The sequence below is a fragment of the Halopseudomonas sp. SMJS2 genome, from assembly GCF_029866945.1.
GTDB classification, from domain to species: Bacteria; Pseudomonadota; Gammaproteobacteria; order Pseudomonadales; family Pseudomonadaceae; genus Halopseudomonas; species Halopseudomonas bauzanensis.
The window spans coordinates 1,386,769-1,406,080 of record NZ_CP123445.1; the positions used below are offsets into that span (position 1 = coordinate 1,386,769).

Sequence of the window (19,312 nt, forward strand, 5' to 3'; positions counted from 1 at the left end):
ACGCCGCATCTTGGACGATGGAGGCGACCGGCGCGGGCGACCGGCATCGGGCGACCGGCGTCAGGAGTCTGGTATGGCGAAGCTACCGGTGTTTTCTGCAAGCAGTGATACACTAGCGGCATGTCGGATTATCAGTACCCCCGTTTCCAGAAAGGTAAACTTGTGTTCACAGAACTCTCCCTGCATGAACGCCTGCTCAAGGCACTCTCGGCCCTGTCCTTCGAAAAGCCCACGCCGGTTCAGGCGGCGGCGATTCCCCATGCGATTGCTGGTGAGGATCTGTATATCATCGCTCAGACCGGCAGTGGCAAGACGGCGGCCTACGTGCTGCCGACTCTGCAGCGTCTGCTGGACGATGACAGCAAGCCGCTGGCGCCACGGGCGCTGATCCTGTCGCCGACCCGCGAGCTGGCGCAGCAGATTCACAAGGACATCCAGGACCTGGCGCGCTTTACCTTTCTCAAATCCGAGTTGGTCATCGGCGGTGAGGATTTCAAGGTCCAGGCTGCCAAGCTGCGCAAGAATCCGGACATCGTCATTGCCACGCCGGGTCGCTGCCTGGAGCAACTGGGCGCCGGCGGATTGGATCTGTCCACCATTCAGACGCTGATCATCGATGAAGCTGATCGCATGCTGGATATGGGTTTTGCCGAAGATGTGCTGACTATCGCTCAGGCCTGCCCCGAGCAACGCCAGACCATGCTGTTCTCCGCTACCACCGGCAACGCGGGCCTGAAGCGTATTATCGAGCAGGTACTGCGTGAGCCGCGCTGGCTTGAGTTGGACAGCGTGCGCGACGATACCCCGGCCATTCGTCAGCAAGTGATCGCGGTGGATGACAATGCGCACCGCGAGGCATTGGTCAAATGGCTACTGCTCAATGAATGTCAGGGCAAGGCGATTGTCTTTACCAATACGCGGGTCATGGCTGATCGCTTGAATGGCGTGCTGCGGGCGGTGGAAGGGCTGCGGGTGTATGTGCTGCATGGCGAAAAGGATCAGAAGGACCGCAAGCTGGCCATTGAGCGCTTCAAGCAGGGTGGCAGCGGTGTGCTGGTCGCTACGGATGTAGCCGCCCGTGGCCTGGACATCAGCGAGCTGGACCTGGTGATCAACTTCGACATGCCACGCAGTGGTGATGACTATCTCCATCGGGTGGGCCGCACCGGTCGGGCTGGTGGGGAAGGGGTTGCCGTATCCCTGGTGGCTCCCCATGAGTGGAGCCTGATGTCGAGCATCGAGCGCTATCTGCGTCGACAGTTCGAGCGGCGGGTGATCAAGGAGCTGGCTGGCAGTTTCAAGGGGCCGAAAAAGCTCAAGGCGTCCGGCAAGCCAGTGGGCGCCAAGAAGAAAAAGGATGACAAGAAGAAGGTCAAGCGGCCGAAAACGCCGAAGCCGGCAGCCCGGCGCAAACCGGCGGTGCCCAAGGGCGAAGTGGTAACCAGTTCCGACGGGCTGGCACCACCGAAGCGGCGTACCTGACGGTAGCTTGGCTGGCCTCGCGGCCAGCATCGCCTCGGGGCGGGGCTCCTGCAAGAGCAGAGGAGGCCCCTTTGCCACCCGACGCCTGGGTTTCACGTCATGTTGGCAGCGGCCTCAGCGCACCACCAACACCGATACCTTCGACTGTTGCAGCACCCGCATGGCATTGGTGCCGATCAGATAGTCCTCGATGCGCTTGCGCTTATGCGTGGACATGACGATCAGGTCGGCATTGATCTTCTTCGCCACCCGCAGAATACCTTCATAGGCTTTGCCATCGACCACGATCAGCTTGGCTTTCAGCTCGGCTGGTACTTGCTTGGCGGCAAAGGCCTGCAGCGCTTCCTTCATTTTCTTCTTCGCCGTTGCGGTGAAATCCTCGGGGAAGAATCCATCGACCATCGGCATCCTGACACTGGGAATGATGCTCACGAGATGCAATGAGGCGCCATAGGTCTGGCACAGCTGAATCGCCGTAGGCAGCGACTTGGCCCAGGAGGCCTTGTGGTCGATGTCTACCGGTACCAATATCACCTTGTACATGCTTGGGCTCCTTACGCCGTGGTTGCCGGCGTCGCGGGGCGACGACGCCACTGCAGCCAGGCTACCAGTGCGAATATCAGCAGTGCGGGAATCCACATCCATTCCTTGTGGTAGCGGTCAACCGGTGCCATTACCTCGAGGATCTCCTGATCGAAATCGAAGCCGAGCTGTGACGCCAGGCTGCCAAAGCTCACCATGTCCACCAGGGTGCGGTCGCCTTCCTGCATCAGTGTCAGACCGAGATTCTCCAGTTTTTCCTCGCCAGTCAGGCCATTGGGAATCGGGACGAGCAAATAGAAGGTGGTCGGGTTGCCGATATCATCAACACCGCTGATCTGCATGCGCAGATTGCTGTCTTCATCCATCCGATCCAGGGCTTGGGTGATCTCCGCCGGTGGAATGGAGCGGTAGGGGTCATGCAACAGATCCATCCAGAACCCGGGACGGAACAGGGTGAAGGCCACCAGCAGAAGCAGCAGGCTTTCGTAGCGGCGGCTACGGGTGATCATCCAGCCCTGAGTGGCGGCGGCAAAGATCAGCATGGCAATGGTGGCAATCACAAATATCACCACGCCATATACGAAGCTCACGTCGATCAGCAGCAGGTCGGTATTGAAGATGAACAGGAAGGGCAGAGCCGCGGTGCGCAGGCTGTAGTAGAACGCCTGGAAGCCGGTACGGATGGGGTCACCCCTGGAAATCGCTGCAGCGGCAAAGGAGGCCAGGCCGACGGGCGGCGTGACATCCGCCATGATGCCGAAGTAGAACACGAACAGGTGCACCGCGATCAGCGGTACGATGAGGCCGTTCTGCTGCCCCAGCGTAACGATCACCGGGGCCAGGAGCGCCGATACCACGATGTAGTTCGCCGTGGTGGGTAGGCCCATGCCGAGGATCAGGCTGAGCACCGCCGTCAGCATCAGCATCAGCATCAGGTTGCCCATGGACAGGACTTCCACCAGGTCTGCCAGCACCAGCCCGACGCCGGTTTGGGATACGGCGCCAACAATAATGCCTGCGGTTGCGGTGGCGATACCAATGCCGATCATGTTGCGCGCGCCGGCGACCAGACCTTCCCAGAGGTCAGAAAAGCCCTGGCGGACCTTCGTGGCGACATCCTGCTCCTTGCGAAACAGGGCGATGAGCGGGTGTTGGGTGATGATAATGGCGATCATGAACACCGTGGCCCAGAATGCAGACAGACCGGGCGAGAGGCGCTCGACCATCAGGCACCACACCAGCACGATCACCGGCAGAATGTAATGCAAGCCGGTCATCAGCGTAGGTCTGGTCTGCGGCATGGACACCACGGGGGAGTTCGGATCATCCAGCTCCAGATCCGGATAACGGGCGCCGATTCGCACCAAGGCAAGGTAGGTGGCCGCGAGACCGGCCGCGATGACCCAGGCGGCGTAATCGCCCAACAAGGGTTTCAGCCACCCAAGCCCGTAATAGACGGCTACCGACAATCCCATGATCAATAGCAGGCCGGTGAGAAACCCCAGCACCTTGCGTAGCATGGGGCGGTCAGGGTTACTGCTCTGTAATCCCTGCATGCCCGCTTTCAGGGCGGCCAGATGCACGATGTAGAACAAGGCGATATAGGAAATCATCGCCGGCAGGAAGGCATGCTTGATGACTTCCGTATAGGAGATGCCGACGTACTCAACCATCAGGAAGGCCGCCGCACCCATTACCGGCGGCATGATCTGACCGTTGACCGACGCGGATACTTCTACTGCACCGGACTGCTCTGCGGTATAGCCGACGCGTTTCATCATCGGAATGGTGAAGGTGCCGGTGGTCACGGTGTTGGCAATGGACGAGCCGGAAATCAGGCCAGTCATGCCCGAGGCGGCCACGGCAGCCTTGGCCGGACCGCCGCGATAATGGCCCAGCAGGGAGAACGCCAGCTTGATGAAGTAGTTCCCGGCACCGGCCTTGTCCAGCAGAGAGCCGAACAGCACGAATAGAAAGACGAAACTGGTGGATACGCCCAGGGCGATACCGAACACCCCCTGGGTGCTCAACCATTGATGGTTGGCCAGGGATGTCAGGCTGACGCCGCGGTGGGCCAGCATGCCGGGCATCCAGGGGCCGGCCAGAGAGTAGACGATGAAGACCAGGGCCACGATCATCAGGGGAGGGCCCAGGGCGCGGCGCGTGGCCTCCAACAACAGCAGCAGGCCGACGATGGCGACGGCTACGTCCAGGGTTGTGGGGTTGCCGGGGCGTCCAGCCAGTGCGGCATAAAACAGGTAGATATAGGCGGCGCAGAAGGCGCCAGCCAACGCCATGATCCAGTCCGACAGGGGCACTCGGTCTCGTGGCGAGCGGCGCAGTGCGGGGAAGGCCATGAAGCCGAGAAACACCGCCAGGGCCAGGTGAATAGAGCGGGCTTCGGTACTGTTGAATACGCCAAACCCGACCATGTAAGGGAGCGGTGAGGCGATCCAGAGTTGAAAGAGGGACCAGAAGGCGGCAACTGAGAGTAACAGCTTGCCCGTCAGGCCGTGGGGTTTGCGCGCACCGGTGTCGCTTGTGGCGACGAGGTCATCCAGTTCGGTAAGGAGGTCTTCGCGCTTGGCAGAGTCGGTCATTGACTATTCCCTGTGGGTGTTTCAGATAAGATCGGGCCTACCTCGGGCAGGCCCGACCCAGGGCTTACATCCAGCCGCGTTCCTTGTAATAGCGCACGGCGCCATCATGCAGCGGAATGGACAGGCCTTCCTTGATCATTTCCTGTTCATCGAGATTGGCAAAAGCGGGGTGCAGGCGTTTGAACCGATCAAAGTTATCGAATACGGCCTTTACGGTCTGGTATACGGTTTCTTCCGGAACATTGGTCGAAGCGACCATGGTGGCACGTACGCCGAAGGTTTCTACATCGTTGTCGTTGCCGCGGTACATGCCGCCGGGAATGGTTGCCTTGGCATAGTAGGGTTGCGCGGCGATGATGCCGTCGATTTCCTCGCCGTTGACCGCGACGATGACCGAGTCCACAGTAGTGGTGGCTTCCTGAATTGAACCGTTGGGGTGGCCAGCCACATAGACCATGGCGTCGATGTTGTTGTCACCCAGCGCAGCCGCCTGTTCCGCAGCGGACAGCTGGGAGGCCAGGGCGAAATCATTAAGCGTCCAGCCCAGCGCGTCCATGACCACGTCCATGGTGTCACGCTGACCGGAGCCGGGGTTGCCGACGTTGAAGCGCTTGCCCTTGAGGTCTTTGACATGCTCGATGTTTGCGTCTCGGCGAGCGACGATGGTCAGGGGCTCCCCGTGCAGGGCGAAGACTGCGCGCATTTCCTTGAACTCGCCGGTATCGGCAAAGTTCTCGATCCCTTCATAGGCCTTGTACTGGATGTCGGACTGCACTACGCCCATGTCCATTTCACCGCCGCGAATGGCGTTGACGTTGGCGACCGAACCGCCACTGGAGGGTGCGTTGCAGCGGATACCATGCTCGTTGGTGTTACGGTTGACCAGACGGCACATGGACTGTCCGACCACATAGTAGACGCCGGTTTGGCCACCAGTACCGATGGTGATGAAATTCTGCTGGGCGACCGCGGGTGTGGCCGCCACTGCGGCGTAGCCCAGTGCTGCAGAAAAAATATACGGGAGTGCTTTGAATTTCATGGGAATAGTTCCTTCTTCTTGGTCTCACCGGTATGCCAGAGGCACGCCGGTATCACGTGGTTGGCAGAGCAACTGTTAATACCGCTGTAAAGTGTAGCCGACCAGATCGAAATTATCTGGCCGGCCTGCGCGGCGCTTCAGACCGGTGGCCAGCCACCCATGTCGCGCCAGCGATTGACGATGGTGCAGAACAGTTCAGCGGTCTTCTCGGTATCGTACCGAGCCGAATGGGCTTCGCGACCGTCGAACTCGATATCGGCCGCAGCGCAGGCCTTGGCCAGTACGGTCTGACCATAGGCAAGGCCGCCAAGGGTGGCGGTATCGAAGCAGGAGAAGGGATGAAAGGGGTTGCGCTTGATGTCGGTGCGCTCGACAGCCGCATTGAGGAAGCCGAGGTCGAAGAAGGCATTATGGCCAACCAGTACCGCCCGTTTGCAACCAGCGGATTTCACGGCCTTGCGCACATGCTTGAAGATTTCCGTCAGGGCATGGCTTTCGCTTACGGCCATACGCAGCGGATGGTCCAGCTTGATGCCGGTGAATTCCAGCGCCGCCGGCTCGACATTAGCGCCCTCGAAGGGCTCGATCCGGAAAAAATGCGTCTGGTCAGGATACACCTGCCCATCGTCATCCATCAGGATTGGCGTAGCGGCAATTTCCAGCAGGGCGTCGGTCGCTGAGTTGAAGCCGCCGGTCTCCACATCCACGACCACCGGCAGAAAGCCACGAAAGCGGTAGGCCATCGGTGGTTTGGGGCCACCGGAATGGGCCGGGCCCTCCAGCGCATCGTTATCGTCGTAGTCAAACTCGCTCACACAGCGTCCTTAATTCAAAAGGGATCAGACGACCCGCCAATGGATGGTTTCACCGGCCCGCAATGGCACCAGCTCCTGCTCACCCAATTGCAGTGTCGCGGGTACGGTCCAGGGCTCGCGCACCAGGGTGATACGGTCGGTATTGCGCGGCAGGCCATAGAAGTCCGGACCATGCAGACTGGCGAACCCTTCCAGCCGATCCAGCGCACCCAGCTCTTCGAACGCATCGGCATAAAGTTCGATTGCCGCATGGGCACTGTAGCAGCCCGCACAGCCGCAGGCGGCTTCCTTGGCATGGCGCGCATGGGGGGCCGAGTCGGTACCGAGGAAAAACTTGTTGGAGCCCGACAGCACTGCATCGCCCAGCGCCTGCTGATGGCGCTGACGCTTGAGAATCGGCAGGCAGAAGAAGTGCGGCCGGATACCGCCCACCAGCATATGGTTGCGGTTGTACAGCAGGTGATGGGCGGTGATGGTGGCGCCGACGCGACCGGAGGCGCTGCGCACGAAATCCACGGCATCGGCGGTGGTGATGTGTTCGAACACTACCTTCAGTGTTGGGAAGCGTTCGGTCAGCGCGACCAGCTGTTGGTCGATGAAAGCCTTTTCCCGGTCGAAGATATCCACCTCGGCATGGGTCACCTCACCGTGCACCAGCAACGGCATGCCCAGCTCGGCCATGACTTCCAGGGCTGGGTAGATTTTCTCCAGCGCTGTTACACCGGAGTCCGAATTGGTCGTGGCGCCGGCGGGATACAACTTGGCGGCGATGGCCTGACGTTGTTGCCAGGCCTGGCGAATGATCTCGGGTGTGGTCTGGTCAGTCAGGTAGAGCACCATCAACGGCTCGAAGGCGTTACCCTGCGGGCGCGCGCCCAGAATGCGCGCCTTGTAAGCGTCCGCCTGCTGGCCATCGCGCACCGGTGGCACGAGGTTCGGCATGATGATGGCGCGGGCGAAATGGCGTGCTGCATCGGCAACGGTATGCTGCAGCGCAGCGCCGTCACGCAGGTGAATATGCCAGTCGTCGGGCCGGATCAAGGTAAGGCGATCGGTCATGGGTGAATTCCAGGCGGTTACGATGGCGTCATGCTACCGGAAACGCCACTGCTTTACACGTCGCACGCGCCGATTGCCGGGTGAGCGGCAGCGGCGTCCAGGGCCGCTCTGGCCACTTTTCCATAACGGTTCAGTTATAGGTGGGAAAAGGAGCCGTGGCACAGATATCATCTGAACTCTCTGTACGCTGCGCTTTCTTAAATGGAGCATTTTTTGGATATTCAGGAGTTACCGTGATGGTTACCAAGGCAGTTCTACCGGTTGCGGGGCTGGGCACACGCTTTTTGCCGGCCAGCAAGGCGATTCCCAAGGAAATGGTCACGGTGGTGGACAAGCCGGTGATCCAGTATGTGGTGGAAGAGGCCCTGGCCGCGGGAATCAATGAAATCGTGTTGGTGACGCATTCCAGCAAGAAGGCCATCGAGGATCACTTCGATGTCAACTACGAACTGGAGGCGGAGCTGGAACGCCGGGGCAAGCAAGAACTGCTGCAGGTATTGCGCGATATCGCACCACCGCAATTGAAGGTGACGGCGGTACGCCAGGGGCGGGCCCTCGGATTGGGGCACGCGGTGTACTGCGCGCGCCCGGTCGTCGGTGACGCTCCTTTTGCGGTGATGCTGCCGGATGTGCTGGTGGAACAGGCCGGCGATGTCAGCGATCTGGGGTTGATGACCCAGCGTTTTGCCGACACCGGCCGGGCGCAGATCATGGTCGAGCCGGTGCCTGTTGAGCTTGTTCATCAGTATGGGGTTGTCGATCTGAACGGCGCTGATCTGCAGCCAGCCGGACATGCCAGCATGACCCGTGTGGTGGAGAAGCCGCCGCGCGAGCAAGCACCTTCGAATTTGGCGATCGTCGGGCGTTATGTGTTGCCTGCCGGTATTTTTGATCTGCTGGCCAACACGGCGCCGGGCGCAGGTGGTGAGATTCAGTTGACCGATGCGATTGCCGAGCTGATGAAGAGCGAAGGCGTGGAGGCCTGGCATATAGCGGGGCGCTCCTATGATTGCGGCAGCAAGCTGGGCTACCTGGAGGCGACACTGGCCTATGGTGTGCAGCACCCGCAACTGGGCGCGGATTTTCGCGCGCTGTTGGCACGTTATCAGGCTGAGGGCTGATAAATGAACCTTGAAGTGTATGGCGATACGCTGTGCGCCCTGGTGAGCGCGGCGGCGATGGCGTCGACGGGGCATCAGGTGACCCTGCATGTTTCACCCGGTTCGGTCGCAAACACCCTGGACAGTGATGAGTTCACTCTGCGTGAACCTGGTCTGGCGCCTTTGATGGTGGAACAGAAGCGGACCGGTCGGCTGACTGTGGCCCCCCTTAATGTGTTGCCTGATGCGCGTTGTACCGTTTTGTGGCTGGCGTTATCGCCGGACGCGCTGGGGCTTGCGCACCGTCTGGTTGAAGGCCTGCCGGCGGATATCGATCCGGAATTTCTGGTGGTCAACCAGTCGACTTTTCCGGTGGGGAGCACCGAAGCCTTGCAGCGCGCGCTGCTGAACCGCCCGGGTGCAGATTCGCGATTCGGTGCGGTAGTCAGCGTGCCGGACCTGTTGACCGAGGGGGGGGCGCTGACCGGATTCACTCGGCCCAATCACTGGCTGGTGGGCGCCGACACGCCCTGGGCCAGCCGGCTGGTGGCCGAGCTGCTGCGCCCCTTCAACCGCCGACGTGACGGCATCATGCATATGCGCCCGCGCGAGGCCGAATTCACCAAGCTGGCGATCAACGGCATGCTGGCGACGCGCCTGAGCTATATGAATGATATGGCCAATCTGGCAGACAGTCTGGACGTTGATATCGAACGTGTACGCCAGGGCATGGGAGCGGATACGCGTATTGGTGAAGCCTACCTGTACCCCGGTTGCGGGTTCGGCGGCCTGAGCTTCTCCCGCGATGTGATGAGCCTGGCCAGCACATTGCAACACAGCGGTCTGCAGGCGCAGCTGCTGGAAGAGGTACTGCAAATCAACGAGCGGCAGAAGGAGTCGCTGTTCCGCAAGCTCTGGCGCCATTATGACACGCAGCTGGAAGGACGTCGGGTGGCAATCTGGGGCGTGGCATTCAAACCCGAGTCGGCGCGCATTGACAATGCGCCGGCGCTGAAACTGATCGAAGCGTTGTGGGCCCAGGGAGTGCAGGTGCATGTACATGATCCGCGAGCATTGCCGGCGCTGGCTGAATGGGCTGGTGAGCGGGATGATCTGGTGTTGCATGATGATCCCTATGCGGCAGCGGCAGCAACCGATGCGCTGATGTTGGTGACCGAGTGGAAGTCCTACTGGAGCCCCGACTTCACGCGGCTGCATGCTGAGATGGCGACGCCGCTGCTATTGGATGGGCGTAACATCTGGGATCCGGGCTTCGTGAAGCGCAGCGGGTTTATGTACTACGGCATCGGGCGGCGTTGAATGGCTACGGCAGCGGGAGACAGCATATGATCTGGCGCGTTCTGGCGGACCACGCCGACACCATGAAGGAACAACATCTGGCGCAGCTGTTCGCGAGCGATCCCCAGCGCTTCAAGCAGCTGCATTGTGAATGCGGGCCGTTGCTATTCGACTATTCCAAGCAGCGGTTGACGGGGCAGACATTGTCCAATCTGTTCGAGCTCGCACGACAGAGCAAATTGGATGACTGGATCGGGCGTTTGTTCGCTGGCGACCCGGTCAACTGCACTGAACAACGCCCGGCCATGCATTGGGCATTGCGACTACCGGCCGAGACCAAGTGCATGGTCGGGGGCCAGAACATCACTGCTCAGGTACATGAGCAATTGCACCGTATGGACCGCATCGTCAACAAGCTCCACGCCGGACAATGGCGGGGCGTGACCGGCGAGGTGGTGACGGACGTGGTCAATATCGGTGTTGGCGGCTCGGACCTGGGCCCCTTGATGGTTAGTGAGGCGCTGTGCGACAGCGCGATGCCTACCTCGTCGCGGCTGACGGTACACTTTGCCTCGACCATGGATGGCAGCCAATTGTCGCAACTGCTGCGAACCCTGAATCCGCATTCCACCCTGTTCATCATTTCTTCCAAGTCGTTCACCACCATCGATACGCTGAGCAATGCGGAAACCGCCCGGCAGTGGTTGCAGCGGACGTTGGGCAGCAATAGCGGGGTGTTGCACTGCCATTTCCTGGGTGTCTCGTCAGCTGTGGCGAAGATGAGCGAGTGGGGCATCAGCGAAGAGAACCAATTGCAGATATGGGAGTGGGTTGGCGGCCGGTACTCGCTGTGGTCAGCGATCGGCCTGCCGATCGCGCTGACGGTGGGCATGGATGGCTTTCGCGATATGCTCGCCGGTGCGCATTTGATTGATGAGCATTTCCGTACAGCATCCTGGGAATGCAACCTGCCGGTACTGATGGCGATGATCGGGGTGTGGAATACCAATGTGCTGGGCATCAATGCCCAGGCGATATTGCCCTATGACGGGCGATTGAAACACCTGCCGATGTATCTTGAACAGCTGGAAATGGAATCCAATGGCAAGAGCGTGACGCGCAACGGTATGCCGGTGGAGCAGAGCACCTGCCCGATCATCTGGGGCGACGTAGGCCCCAACGCCCAGCATGCGTTCTACCAGTTGCTGCACCAGGGCACCGAAGCGGTGACCTGTGACTTCATCATGCCCGCTCGGCGTTACCGCGAAGCACAGGGGCAGCCGGTGGAGGAGCTTGCCGCTCAACATGAGCTGGCGTTGGCAAACTGCCTCGCCCAGTCCCGTCTGCTGGCTCTGGGCGACGCCGCGCTCCCGGACCCCGATAGCATGCCCAGCTACAAGCGCTACCGCGGGAACCAGCCGAGTTCCACGCTGCTGCTGGATGAGCTTACTCCCTACAGTCTTGGCGCGCTGATCGCACTGTACGAACACAAGGTGTTCGTACAGTCGGTGATTTGGAATATCAACCCCTTCGATCAATGGGGCGTGGAGATGGGCAAGCGGCTGGCGGTGGATACGCTGGCGCGAATTCGAGGGGAGCGAGAAGACCTGGAGGGAGTGGATTCATCGACGGCAGGGTTGCTGCGGCGGATATTGGGTTAGCGGTTTGGACGATTTTCTGATTTTCAAGCAAAGGAACCAACATGTCTGAGATCACCTGTTTCAAGGCCTATGACATCCGCGGCCAGTTGGGCTCGCAACTGGATGAGAGCATTGCTTACCGCATCGCCCGAGCGTTCGCGCAATGGCTCAAGCCCAAACAAGTCGTTCTGGGTGGCGATGTGCGAGAAACCTCGTCGGTATTGAAGGCGGCGCTGGCCAACGGACTGCGTGACGAAGGCGTGGATGTGCTGGATCTGGGTATGGTCGGCACTGAGGAAGTGTATTTCGCCACGTTCCACCTGGGGGTAGATGGGGGGATCGAGGTGACAGCCTCGCATAACCCCATCGATTACAACGGTTTCAAGCTGGTACGCGAAGGCTCGCGACCGATCTCGGCGGATACCGGTCTGGCGGATATCCGCGCTCTTGCCGAGGCCAATGAATACGATCTGGTCGATGGCCGCGATCCAACTGTCGCCGATGTGGACCGTGGTGGTTACGAGCAGATCGATATTCGCGCCGATTACATCGAGCATCTGCTCGGCTATATCGACCCGGCGGCATTCACGCCGCTGCGTCTTGTGGTCAATGCCGGCAATGGCTCGGCCGGCCCGGTGGTGGATGCGCTGGAGAAGGCCTTTGCCGAACTGCACATGCCGGTGGAAATGGTAAAGATATGTCATGAGCCCGACGCCAGCTTCCCCAACGGTATCCCGAACCCGTTACTGACCGAGAACCGTGGCGTGACCCGCGACGCGGTGCTCGAATACCGGGCCGATATGGGAATTGCCTGGGATGGCGATTTCGATCGCTGTTTCCTGTTCGATGAGCAGGGTCGCTTTATCGAGGGTTATTACATTGTCGGGTTGCTGGCCGAGGCCTTTCTGCAGAAGGAGCCGGGGGCACGCATCATTCATGATCCGCGTCTGATCTGGAATACCGTGGAGCAGGTCGAACAGAATGGCGGAGCGGCGGTGCAAACCAAGGCCGGGCACGCCTTCATCAAGGAGCGCATGCGCGCCGAGGATGCGGCCTACGGCGGGGAGATGAGTGCGCATCACTATTTCCGTGACTTCGCCTATTGCGACAGTGGCATGATTCCCTGGCTGCTGGTGGCGGAACTGGTTTGTCGCAAGGGCAAGCCGCTTTCTGAGCTGGTAGGCGAGCGCATTGCAGCCTATCCGTCTTCTGGGGAAATCAATCTGACAGTCAGTGATGCCCCGGCGATGCTCAAGGCGATGGAGGCACGGTACGCGCCCGGTGCGCTGGACATCGATTACACTGACGGCCTGAGTGTCTGTTTCGCGGACTGGCGCTTCAATCTGCGGGCCTCGAATACGGAGCCGGTTATTCGCCTGAACGTGGAAAGCCGCGGCGATGAAATCCTGATGCAACGCGAAACGGATAAGTTGCTGAAAGCCATACGCGCAATTGATCAAGGAAACAATGCATGAGCAAGTCCATTTTGGTGACAGGTGGGGCAGGCTATATCGGCTCGCACACTTGCATCAGATTGCTGGAGTCGGGATACCGGGTCGTGGTGCTGGACAATTTCAGCAACAGCTGCCGTGAAGCGGTGCGGCGGGTCGAGGATATCGTCGGCCACGCGGTGACTCTGGTTGAAGGTGACATCAACGACGCAGCATTGCTTGATCAATTGTTTCAAGACCACGCCATCGATGCGGTAATCCACTTTGCCGGCCTGAAGGCGGTGGGCGAATCGGTGGCGCAGCCGCTACGCTACTACCACAACAACGTCAGCGGCACTGTGGTGCTGTGCCAGGCCATGCAGCGTGCCGGGGTGAAGAACATGGTGTTCAGCTCCTCTGCCACTGTCTATGGCGATCCGGCTACCCTGCCGATCCGCGAGGACTTTCCAACCAGTGCGACCAACCCCTATGGTCGCTCCAAACTCATGATCGAAGAAATGCTGCGTGACCTGCATGTGTCAGATGACAGCTGGAACGTCGCATTGCTGCGCTATTTCAATCCCGTAGGCGCTCACATCAGTGGCCGTATCGGCGAGGACCCGGCGGACATCCCCAACAACCTGATGCCCTATATCGCCCAGGTGGCGGTCGGTAGGCGCGAGCGGTTGAGTGTCTACGGTAGTGACTATCCGACCCACGATGGCACCGGGGTTCGCGATTACATCCACGTCATGGACCTGGCCGAGGGGCATGTCAAGGCGCTGCAGTGGCTGGAGCGCGGACGGGGCATCCAGGCTTTCAACCTTGGTACGGGCATGGGTTATTCGGTATTGGATATGTTGCATGCGTTCGAGCGTGCCTGCGGTCGCGAACTGCCTTATGCCCTGACTGATCGTCGTCCTGGGGATGTCGCCAGCTGTTACGCCGATCCCATGCTGGCCGAGCGGGAACTTGGCTGGCGCGCGGGCCTGGATCTCGAAGCGATGTGCGTCGATGCCTGGCGTTGGCAGTCAGCCAACCCAAATGGCTACCGTTAATTGATCGGAACATTCTGTTACATTAGCTGTCGCATCTGTGTCAGGTTGCGCCGTGCGGTCGCGCCCGGCGTACTGCTTCCCAAAAACAGAGGCCTTCTCCTGTGTTGAAAGAACGACTGATTGAACTCAACCATAACCAGAAACGCTCCATTCAGATCGTGGCTGATGTGCTTCTGTTGTCACTGGCCCTCTGGCTGGCGCTGTTTCTGCGGCTGGGCGATGAGGGTTGGCTCTGGCCGGAGAATGGCCAAGGATTGCTATTCGTGCTTGCGCCGCTGCTGGCCTTGCCACTCTATGTACGCATGGGCATGTATCGCGCCGTCATGCGGCATTTCGGTAACGTTGCGCTTTATTGCATCGCCAAGGCGGTCACCCTGGGCTTCCTGGCGTTTGCTTTCACCCTGCTGGTGGCCAAGGACCTGGGTTGGAATGTGCTGTTCCCCCGTTCAGTGTATTTCTCCTATTGGGCACTGAGCCTGATCTTCATCGGTGGGTTGCGTCTGTTGGCTCGGGAATACTTCATGGGGGATTGGCTGACCGCTGGTCTGCCAAGCATCCGCTCCCGCGATGGCGAGATAGCTGGGCAGCCGGTGGCCATTTATGGCGCAGGTGCTGCGGGTACTCAGTTGCTGGCCTCGCTGAAGGTGGGGCGGATGTACAAGGCGGTGGCTTTCGTGGATGACGATCCCAAGCTGGTCGGCCGGACTATTGCTGGCCTGCCGGTGTATTCCGGAGAAGAGGTAGGCAGCATGATCACCGCAACCGGCGCGGCGGAAATGCTGCTGGCTCTGCCGTCGGCGACCCGGTCGCGGCGCCAGGAGATTCTGGCCAAGCTGCAGGGCCATGGTCTGCATGTGCGTACCATACCGGGGATCATGGACCTGGCCTGCGGCAAGGTGAAAGTGGATGACCTGCAGGAGGTGGACATCGCCGATCTGCTGGGGCGCGATCCAGTGCCGCCGGACCCATCGCTGTTCCAGCGTTGCATCAAGGGTCAGGCGGTGATGGTCACTGGCGCGGGTGGCTCGATCGGTAGCGAGCTGTGCCGCCAGATTGTTCAGTCCGAGCCAACCACCCTGGTGTTGTTCGAGCACAGCGAATATGCGCTGTATGCGATCCATGGCGAGCTGGAGGGTTGGATTCGCAGCCGCAAGCTGGACATCCAGCTGGTGCCGATCATGGGGTCGATCCGCAACTTCAGTCGGCTGCAGGATGTGATCGGTGCCTGGAAGATCAATACCATCTACCACGCCGCAGCCTACAAGCATGTGCCGATGGTGGAGCACAATATTGCCGAAGGCATCATGAACAACGTGTTCGGCACTCTGAATACCGCGCAGGCGGCGATCAAGTGCCGGGTGGAAAACTTCGTCCTCATCTCCACTGACAAGGCCGTACGCCCGACCAACGTGATGGGCTCCACCAAGCGTCTGGCGGAGCTGGTATTGCAGGCGCTGAGTGCCGAGCAGGCACCGCGCCTGTGGGGCGAGGAGGCGCAGGTCAGTCAGGTGAACCGTACACGCTTCACCATGGTTCGGTTCGGTAACGTGCTGGGTTCGTCCGGCTCGGTGATTCCGCGCTTTCGCGAGCAGATCCGCCGTGGCGGCCCGGTGACCGTGACCCACCCGGATATCACCCGTTACTTCATGACCATTCCCGAAGCCGCGCAGTTGGTAATCCAGGCGGGTGCCATGGGGCAGGGTGGTGATGTGTTCGTGCTGGATATGGGCGAGCCGGTGACCATTGTCGATCTGGCGCGCAAGATGATCATGCTGTCGGGCCTGACAGTGCGCGATGAGATCAATCCTTCGGGCGATATCGCGGTGACCTTCAGCGGACTGCGGCCGGGTGAGAAGCTGTATGAGGAACTGCTGATCGGCGACAACCCGGAGGCGACCGCACACAGCAAGATCCACCGGGCCAATGAGATCTACATACCGTGGAACCAGTTGCTGCCGATTCTCGATACCCTGCGCCAGGCGGTACGGGATGACAATTACAACCTGGTGCGCGAAACACTGCTATCCACAGTACAGGGCTATGCACCGAGTAACGGTATTGTTGATCTGCTGTATGAACAACATTTGAAACTGGGTAGCTGAAGGGCTATCAGCGGCGTGTTCTTAAAAACCGGAGCTTCATGCTCCGGTTTTTGGTTTCTGCGATCCATAGACAAAAAATAAAATGAATGTTCATTCATGTGGTGCTAGTCTCTAATTGACTCCTGTTGGAGCCTGTGGATCAACACAAGGGATTAGAACAATGACAAAAATAGACAATCCACGGCCGCTGGCGCTCCTGCCTCTGGCAATCGGCCTTGCTTTCACACCATTGGCCCAGGCCGCGTCTTTTACCTGGGGGAATCTGGATGGGCAATTCGACAGCGAGTTGTCCATCGGTGCCAGTTGGGCTACTGCCAACCCTGATGCGGATTTCATTGATCCGTACAACGGCGGCAGAGCGGCGGCCAAAACCACCGACGATGGACGCTTGAACTTCGACAAGGGCGATGCCTTCTCGAAGATCTTCAAGGGTTCCCACGATCTGGAATTGCGTTACGGCGATTCGGGTGCCTTCTTCCGCGGCAAATACTGGTACGACTTCGAGACCAAGGACGGCGGCCAGCGCTTCTACGATATTAGTGACCGTGGTCGCGATCCGCTGCAGAAGGGCTCTGGCATCGCGCTGATGGACGCCTTTGTGTACCACAACTATTTCATCGGCAATAATCCCGGAAACATCCGGCTCGGTCGTCAGGTTGTGAGCTGGGGAGAGAGCCTGTTTATTGGCAACTCACTCAATACCATCAACCCGATCGACGTGTCCGCCTTCCGCCGGCCGGGTGCGGAAGTCAAGGAGGGGTTGATTCCGGTCGAGATGCTTTACCTTTCCCAGGGTTTGACGCAGAACCTGACGATGGAGCTCTTCTATCAGTTGAAATGGGCGCCGAGCGTGGTGGACAACTGCGGCACCTTTTTCTCCACCAGCGATACCCTGGCCAAGGGCTGTAACGACCGGCTTGGCGTTGGGGTGGACAATCCGCAGGGTAGTATGCCGTCGATCCTGTATCCGCCAACCAACCTGACCACGGACTACAACGTTCGCTATGACAAGGACCGCGAGGCGAGCGACAGTGGTCAGTATGGTGTTGCCCTGCGCTGGTTCGTACCCGAACTGCATAACACCGAGTTTGGGCTATACGCCATGAATTACCACAGCCGGGTACCGGCGTTCTCAGTGGTCAGGGGGCACGACATCGTGATACCGGGAGTGCCGGGGATCAACGGTGTCAGCGGGCCGGCGGGCTACTTTCTGGAGTATCCGGAAGATATCCAGCTGTATGGGCTGAGCTTTCAGACCAGCGTCGCTGGCTCGACGGTAGCCGGGGAAATCAGCTACCGGCCCAATTACAATCTGCAGATCAATACCTCCGACCTGAGCTTGACCGCCATCCCCGCCGGGGTGCTTGGTTATCTCTACCCTACGCCGGTATATAACGGTGAGGTAGTGACATTGCAGCCGTTGGATGAAATCAATGGCTACCGTCGCAAGGAGCTGTGGCAGGCGCAGGTATCGGTCGTGCATCTGATCGACCGGGTACTAGGCGCCAATCGCCTGAGTCTGGCAGGTGAAGTGGGCTTCAACTACATCGGTGGGCTGGAGAGCGGGCCAGGCAGTACTCGCTATGGCCGTGATCCGTTGTTCGGGCAGGGCCCGGCCATCGATGGCATATGCTACGGCCAGCGTCCGGAGAATGCCCGTTGGTGTGAGAATGAAGGCTATGTGACGCGCTCTTCTTGGGGCTATCGTGTGCGGGCAGGACTGGATTACAGCAATGTTATCGCTGGTATCAACCTGAGCCCGAACATCGCCTGGTCCCACGATGTGAACGGCTATGGGCCCAACTTCATCGAGGACGCCAAGTCGGTGAGCATCGGCTTGAATGCCGATTACGCGAACCGCTATCAGGCAAGCATCAGCTATACCAACTTCTTCGATGGCAAATATAACGTAATGACAGACCGGGACTTTGCCGCGTTGAGTTTCGGTGTGAGTTTCTGAAGCATTGGACGATCGCAGCAGCGATCTGGCTTGAGGGCCCTGTGGGGCCCTCTTTTTTACACAAGTACCGAGCTTTCGGATTTGCCAAGGCCCTGCTCGCGGAAGGCGGTTGGACTCATGCCGGTCCAGCGGCGGAAGGCACGGGTGAAACTGCTGGGATCGAGAAAGCCGAGTTCGAAGGCAATGCGCCCGAGATTGAGGCGGTGTTCCTGGATCAACTTGATAGCCAACTCCATGCGCACCTCATCCAGCAGCTTCTCATAAGTTGTGCAGGACTCACTGAGCTTGCGGCGCAGATGTCGCGGGCTGACGTTGAAGGGCGTGGCCACCAGATCTTCGGATACCTCCCGTTCAGACAGCAGGACCCGGATGCGCTGTTTTACCTGCTCGGCGAAATCCACATTGGGCAGGTCTTCGACCATGTCCGCCAGAGACGCATCCAGGCGTTTCAGCAGAAAAGCATCGCGGCTCGGCAGTGGTACCTGCAGAGCGCGACGGTTGAGGCGCACAGCGATTCGCTTGCATCCCAGGCGGACTCGGGTGCCGAGGATGTGTTCACATTCGTCGCGTCGCTTATCCATCTCATCGCCCAAACGCACCTCCATGATCAGCGGCAGGTTCCCGGTGTCCAATTCTCTCCAGGTTGCCACGCAGCGCGACACCAGCGCCTCTAACTGCAACGGGTGCGCAGCTCCCTTGGGTTCAAAATACACAGTCAGATGATACTCATCTTCCACCGAATACAGCTGCACCTGCGTGCTGAACACTTGAATAAAACGCACCAGGCGCTGCACAGCCGCGCTGGCCGTCTCACTGGAGCGACTGGCAAGGGCCAGCAATTGGGAGGTGGGACTGGAGAACGCTTGCCCCATACGCAGGGCGAAGCAATCATCTCGGCTGAGGGTGGCGGCGGCATGCCATAGCCGGTTCATGTCGGTCTGGCTGATATGAGCCAGGCTCATGTCATCTGGTGCGTTGTATTGACGGAGATCCTCCGGCAGCTCACGTGCCTGTCTGCCGTAGGGGACTAATGCCTGGACAATACCTTTCGCCCACAATGCTCGTTCCTGCAGTCGTGCACAGGGAAGGGGAGGATGGATCTGGTTCATGCCCGATTCTCTTTGTTGTTTTTATTTTGTAACGATTTCTATCGTTGAGACATAACATAGAGCAATACCATCGATT

14 protein-coding genes are annotated in these 19,312 nt (G+C 59.6%); 8 read left to right on the forward strand and 6 right to left on the reverse strand.

The window, feature by feature from the left end; genetic code table 11:
* Positions 1–162: 162 nt before the first annotated feature.
* Positions 163–1,482: a DEAD/DEAH box helicase gene (locus QAO71_RS06605; RefSeq protein WP_036992635.1), complete on the forward strand. Its 1,320-nt coding sequence runs from the start codon at positions 163–165 to the stop codon at positions 1,480–1,482.
* 114 nt (positions 1,483–1,596) lie between these two features.
* On the opposite strand, the gene QAO71_RS06610 is transcribed toward QAO71_RS06605, so the two are convergent.
* The 5 genes from QAO71_RS06610 to pyrC form a co-directional block, all read right to left on the reverse strand.
* Positions 1,597–2,025, reverse strand: a complete 429-nt coding sequence (locus tag QAO71_RS06610) for a universal stress protein (protein ID WP_074780062.1) — start codon at positions 2,023–2,025, stop codon at positions 1,597–1,599.
* 11 nt (positions 2,026–2,036) lie between these two features.
* Positions 2,037–4,625, reverse strand: coding sequence for a TRAP transporter permease (locus tag QAO71_RS06615; protein WP_136869818.1), 2,589 nt, complete (start codon positions 4,623–4,625; stop codon positions 2,037–2,039).
* Positions 4,626–4,689: 64 nt separating this feature from the next.
* Positions 4,690–5,664, reverse strand: a complete 975-nt coding sequence (locus QAO71_RS06620; RefSeq protein ID WP_036992494.1) for a TAXI family TRAP transporter solute-binding subunit — start codon at positions 5,662–5,664, stop codon at positions 4,690–4,692.
* Positions 5,665–5,801: 137 nt separating this feature from the next.
* Complete coding sequence (gene rnt, locus QAO71_RS06625; RefSeq protein ID WP_036992493.1) at positions 5,802–6,479, reverse strand: ribonuclease T; 678 nt, start codon at positions 6,477–6,479, stop codon at positions 5,802–5,804.
* A gap of 24 nt (positions 6,480–6,503) precedes the next feature.
* Entirely contained in the window at positions 6,504–7,538 is a 1,035-nt protein-coding gene (gene pyrC, locus QAO71_RS06630) for a dihydroorotase (protein ID WP_074780051.1), read from the reverse strand.
* A gap of 236 nt (positions 7,539–7,774) precedes the next feature.
* Between pyrC and galU the strand changes: the two genes are divergently transcribed.
* The 7 genes from galU (at position 7,775) to QAO71_RS06665 (ending at position 18,127) form a co-directional block, all read left to right on the forward strand.
* Positions 7,775–8,659: a UTP--glucose-1-phosphate uridylyltransferase GalU gene (gene galU, locus QAO71_RS06635; protein WP_136869819.1), complete on the forward strand. Its 885-nt coding sequence runs from the start codon at positions 7,775–7,777 to the stop codon at positions 8,657–8,659.
* Positions 8,660–8,662: 3 nt separating this feature from the next.
* On the forward strand, positions 8,663–9,958 hold the full coding sequence (locus QAO71_RS06640) for a nucleotide sugar dehydrogenase (RefSeq protein WP_074780046.1): 1,296 nt from the start codon (positions 8,663–8,665) through the stop codon (positions 9,956–9,958).
* Positions 9,959–9,984: 26 nt separating this feature from the next.
* Positions 9,985–11,598 (forward strand): glucose-6-phosphate isomerase, encoded by a 1,614-nt coding sequence (gene pgi / locus QAO71_RS06645; RefSeq protein WP_136869820.1) that lies wholly within the window; start codon positions 9,985–9,987, stop codon positions 11,596–11,598.
* 41 nt (positions 11,599–11,639) lie between these two features.
* Positions 11,640–13,052 carry a phosphomannomutase CpsG gene (locus tag QAO71_RS06650; protein ID WP_136869821.1) on the forward strand — a complete coding sequence of 471 codons (1,413 nt, stop codon included), beginning with the start codon at positions 11,640–11,642 and terminating at the stop codon, positions 13,050–13,052.
* The gene (galE, locus tag QAO71_RS06655) at positions 13,049–14,065 is read left to right on the forward strand and encodes a UDP-glucose 4-epimerase GalE (protein ID WP_074780038.1); all 1,017 of its coding nucleotides are present in this window, start codon (positions 13,049–13,051) and stop codon (positions 14,063–14,065) included. Before QAO71_RS06650 ends, galE begins: the two co-directional genes overlap by 4 nt.
* A 101-nt stretch (positions 14,066–14,166) precedes the next feature.
* Positions 14,167–16,167 (forward strand): nucleoside-diphosphate sugar epimerase/dehydratase, encoded by a 2,001-nt coding sequence (locus tag QAO71_RS06660; RefSeq protein ID WP_280165528.1) that lies wholly within the window; start codon positions 14,167–14,169, stop codon positions 16,165–16,167.
* Positions 16,168–16,327: 160 nt separating this feature from the next.
* A complete protein-coding gene (locus QAO71_RS06665) occupies positions 16,328–18,127 on the forward strand; it encodes a DUF1302 domain-containing protein (RefSeq protein ID WP_280165529.1) in 1,800 nt (599 codons plus the stop codon).
* 56 nt (positions 18,128–18,183) lie between these two features.
* On the opposite strand, the gene QAO71_RS06670 is transcribed toward QAO71_RS06665, so the two are convergent.
* Positions 18,184–19,236: an AraC family transcriptional regulator gene (locus QAO71_RS06670; RefSeq protein WP_083392497.1), complete on the reverse strand. Its 1,053-nt coding sequence runs from the start codon at positions 19,234–19,236 to the stop codon at positions 18,184–18,186.
* Positions 19,237–19,312: the final 76 nt, after the last annotated feature.